The organism is Shewanella sp. 11B5 (genome assembly GCF_002836795.1).
GTDB lineage: Bacteria > Pseudomonadota > Gammaproteobacteria > Enterobacterales > Shewanellaceae > Shewanella > Shewanella frigidimarina.
Map to the genome: position 1 here is coordinate 1 of NZ_PJAP01000586.1, position 3,882 is coordinate 3,882.

The 3,882-nt window shown below is 42.2% G+C and carries 2 protein-coding genes and 1 pseudogene; all 3 read left to right on the forward strand.

Annotated elements, in window-relative coordinates; translation table 11 throughout:
• The first annotated feature begins 246 nt into the window (after window positions 1-246).
• Window positions 247-1,221: a 23S rRNA pseudouridine(1911/1915/1917) synthase RluD gene (gene rluD / locus CXF78_RS13635; protein ID WP_011636154.1), complete on the forward strand. Its 975-nt coding sequence runs from the start codon at window positions 247-249 to the stop codon at window positions 1,219-1,221.
• A complete protein-coding gene (gene pgeF, locus CXF78_RS13640) occupies window positions 1,221-1,949 on the forward strand; it encodes a peptidoglycan editing factor PgeF (protein WP_011636155.1) in 729 nt (242 codons plus the stop codon). The genes rluD and pgeF overlap by 1 nt, the downstream gene beginning before the upstream one ends.
• 164 nt (window positions 1,950-2,113) lie before the next feature.
• A pseudogene (locus CXF78_RS13645) lies at window positions 2,114-3,882 on the forward strand (Clp protease N-terminal domain-containing protein); the annotation flags it as partial.

Here is a 3,882-nt window from a genome sequence, read left to right on the forward strand (position 1 = left end):
GGATGTGTATAAGGGACAGGGTAATGCTTTACTGGCAACATCATCGTCTTCTGGACTGCTACTACAGGCTGTTATAGCCAGTGAAAGTAATACTAGGGCGGCACCTTTGGCAATTTTATACATACTTGAATTCAATTCTTTTTAAGTTGTTGTTAAGAATTTTTCCATTTCACGGTAAAATAGAAAACATCCGATTGTAACAGATAGCACATTCACTTTGGACCCCTAAACTGGGGTACGGTTCCTATGACACAAGAGATTAATCTAAAAAGCGAGATAACAGCAATACAAACCGGTCTGAGATTAGACCAAGCATTAGCTGGTTTGTTCCCTGACTACTCGCGCACACGCATCAAGGAATGGATCCTATCTGGTGCAATTACTATTGACGGTATCACAGTCGACAAGCCACGGGAAAAGGTTTTCGAGTCTCAGTTGGTAGAAGTTACGGCAACACTTGAAGAAGAAGTGAGTGCTAAAGCGCAAAATATCGACTTAAATATTGTTTATGAAGACGACCATATTCTTGTCATTAACAAGCAAGCTGGTTTAGTTGTTCATCCTGGTGCTGGTAACGCAGACGGCACATTGATGAATGCTTTATTATATCATTGTCCAGATATTGAACATGTACCAAGAGCGGGTATTGTTCATCGTTTAGATAAAGACACTACAGGGCTAATGGTTGTCGCTAAAACAGTTGAGGCACAAACACATTTGGTTGCCGCATTACAGGCGCGTGATATTGTTCGTGAGTATGAAGCGATTGTATTAGGCACTATGACGGCTGGTGGCACGGTTGATGAACCTATTGAACGTCACGCAACTAGACGTACTCAAATGGCCGTTATCCATGGTGGTCGTCCATCGGTGACTCATTATCGAGTGTCTGAAAAGTTCCGAGCTCACACGCGTTTACGTTTGCGTCTGGAATCTGGTCGTACTCACCAAATTCGTGTTCATATGGCACACATTGGCCATGAGTTGGTTGGCGATCCGGTTTATGGTGGTCGTCCTCGTCCGCCTAAATCAGCGAGCCCAGAGTTTTTTGAATTACTCAAAAACTTTAAGCGCCAAGCTTTACATGCAGTGCGTTTAGAACTTGCTCATCCATTTACCTGTGAAATCATGACTTGGCATGCGCCGATCCCTGATGACATGGTTGAGCTGACAAAAGCACTACGAGTCGATACTGAGCTTAATCCGATAGTGTATTTATAATGCTTGAGCACGATTGGCCAATACCAGCTAACGTTGCCATTGCGATGACAAATCGTTTTGGTGGCGTCAGCGTTAGCCCATTTGATAGTTTGAATTTAGGGCTTCATGTTGGTGATAAGCCTCAAGATGTATTCGCTAATCGTGCAATATTAACTCAGAAATTATCATTACCGGCTGAGCCAACTTGGCTTGAACAAGTTCATGGTACTAATGTTGTTGATGTACAAACATTGATCCCAGGCAGTGCTATAGCGTTAGCTGATGGCTGTTACAGTAATCAGTTTGGCCATGTATGTGTAGTAATGACGGCCGATTGCTTACCAATATTATTATGTAATCAACAAGGTACCGAAGTTGCCGCTGTTCATGCCGGGTGGCGCGGTTTGTGTGAGGGCGTCATCGAGCAAGCATTGGCGATGTTTCATTCACCACCGTCAACATTAATCGCATACTTAGGTCCTGCAATTGGTCCTTGTGCATTTGAAGTTGGACCTGACGTTCGTGATGCTTTTATCAATAAAAATCCGCAAGCGGCAACTCATTTTATCCAATATAATGCTAAATATTTAGCTGATTTAGTCGGCTTAGCTAAGTTGCGTTTATCTACAGCAGGCGTTACTCAAACTTATAGCGCAGATGTGTGTACCTTTTCTGAACCTGATTACTTTTCTTACCGTCGTGACAAGCAAACTGGACGAATGGCTTCTCTCATTTGGCTAAAATCTTAAGTTATTATTGGTAACAACTTTCAAGTATAAAAAATCAACAATTTTTTGATCAAGATTAAGTTTTAACCTTGAGTTTACATTAAATGCCCCCATCTTTAAGTTAACAAATTATTCATTTCTGAATTAATTTCCCATTCCACATGTATCAGATCCTAGGAGGTTGTATGAGACTCGATCGTATGACTAATAAGTTTCAAATTGCCATTTCTGATGCCCAATCATTAGCATTGGGACGCGATCATCAATTTATTGAACCTATTCATTTAATGATGGCGCTGTTAAATCAAGATTCTGGTTCTATCCATTCTTTACTTACGCAAGCGGGCATTCGTGTTAGCGCGCTTCGCTCTGCGGTTAGCCAAGAGTTGGAGCGTTTTCCACAAGTTGAAGGTACTGGTGGTGATGTTCAGTTATCACAAGGATTAATTCGTTTACTAAACCTATGCGATAAGTTAGCGCAAAAGCGCAAAGACAAATACATTTCATCTGAATTGTTTGTCTTGGCTGCATTGGAAAATAATGACCCCCTTGCCAAAGCATTAAAAGATTCTGGTGCAAGCAAAGAGTTAATGGAAAAAACCATTGAAGACATGCGTGGCGGGCAGAAAGTTGATGATCCCAATGCTGAAGATCAACGCCAAGCATTGAAAAAATTTACCGTAGATTTAACCGAGCGCGCAGAGCAAGGTAAGTTAGACCCTGTTATTGGTCGTGATGAGGAAATTCGTCGCACGATTCAAGTGCTACAACGCCGTACTAAAAATAATCCGGTATTAATTGGTGAACCTGGTGTCGGTAAAACCGCCATTGTTGAAGGTTTAGCTCAGCGTATTGTTAATGGTGAAGTCCCTGAAGGGATTAAAAATAAACGGGTATTGTCATTAGACATGGGGTCGTTAATTGCGGGAGCCAAATATCGCGGTGAGTTCGAAGAACGCTTAAAAGCAGTATTAAATGAGCTATCACAAGAAGAAGGTCAGGTCATTCTGTTTATTGATGAGCTGCATACCATGGTCGGCGCAGGTAAGGGCGAGGGCGCAATGGATGCTGGTAATATGCTTAAGCCTGCTTTAGCACGTGGTGATTTGCATTGTGTCGGCGCAACAACACTTGATGAATATCGTCAATATATTGAGAAAGATGCTGCACTTGAACGCCGTTTTCAAAAAGTAATTGTTGATGAACCGAGCGTTGAAGACACCATTGCCATTTTACGTGGTTTAAAAGAGCGTTACGAATTACATCATCATGTTGAAATAACTGATCCTGCTATTGTTGCAGCTGCAACCATGTCGCATCGTTATATTTCAGACCGTAAACTGCCTGACAAAGCTATCGACTTAATTGATGAAGCCGCATCGAGTATCAGGATGCAGATTGATTCTAAGCCCGAAGTGCTTGATCGATTAGAGCGCCGTGCTATTCAGCTTAAGCTGGAAGAACAAGCGTTAAGTAAAGAGTCAGACGAAGCCAGTCGTAAACGTCTTGAGTTTTTACAACATGAACTGAGAGATGTTGAAAGTAAAGCGGCTGAAATGAATGAGATTTGGCATACCGAGAAAGCAGCATTAGCAGGTACTCAACATATTAAAGCTGATCTCGAACAGGCGAGAATGGATTTAGAAGTTGCTCGACGTGCTGGTGACTTAACGCGGATGTCTGAATTACAGTATGGGCGTATTCCTGAACTTGAAAAACAGTTGGATTTAGCATCACAAGCCGAAATGCAAGATATGACACTGTTACGTAATAAAGTGACTGATGTCGAGATTGCAGAAGTACTATCGAAAGCGACAGGGATACCTGTTTCAAAAATGCTCGAAGGCGAACGTGAAAACTATTGCATATGGAAACCGCATTACATGAACGTGTAATTGGCCAAAACGAGGCTGTGGATGCAGTATCTAATGCCATTCGCCGTAGCCGCGCCGGT

What these genes read in the sequence shown, in the direction of transcription:
- rluD (WP_011636154.1), top strand. Translation starts at nt 247, where the DNA reads ATGACACAAGAGATTAATCTAAAAAGCGAGATAACAGCAATACAAACC.
- pgeF (WP_011636155.1), top strand. Translation starts at nt 1,221, where the DNA reads ATGCTTGAGCACGATTGGCCAATACCAGCTAACGTTGCCATTGCGATG.